The sequence below is a fragment of the Saccharothrix sp. ST-888 genome, assembly GCF_000955975.1.
Lineage (GTDB): Bacteria > Actinomycetota > Actinomycetes > Streptomycetales > Streptomycetaceae > Kitasatospora.
Genome location: NZ_JYJF01000690.1, coordinates 1 through 337, shown reverse-complemented (window position 1 = coordinate 337; position 337 = coordinate 1). Strand labels below are relative to the sequence as shown.

Annotated in this window: 1 pseudogene; it reads left to right on the top strand. The window is 75.7% G+C overall.

Features of this window, described 5'->3' with window-relative positions:
• Positions 1-337, top strand: a pseudogene (locus tag UK12_RS42285) (class IV lanthionine synthetase LanL); the annotation flags it as partial.

Here is a 337-nt window from a genome sequence, read left to right as displayed (position 1 = left end):
GACCGCGTTACCGGCGCAGGGCTGCAAGATCCAGGTCAGCGCGGCCGCCGAGGCGGCCGCGGAGGTGGTCTCGGCGGTGGCCTCGGTCGGCGCGGAGGACCCTGGCGCCTTGCAGTGCGCCGCCGGCCGGCAGAAGCTCCACGACATCAACTCCCGGAAGAGCGAGCGCGGTTCCGCCGGGAGGTTCCTCACCGTATCCCCGGCCGGCGCGCGGCAGTTCCGGCGGATCGCCGAGGATCTGCACCGCGCGACCGGGGGCCTGCCGGGGCCGGCCGTCCTCTCCGACCGGCCGTACGCACCCGGCAGCCGGGTGCACTACCGCTACGGGGTCTTCGCC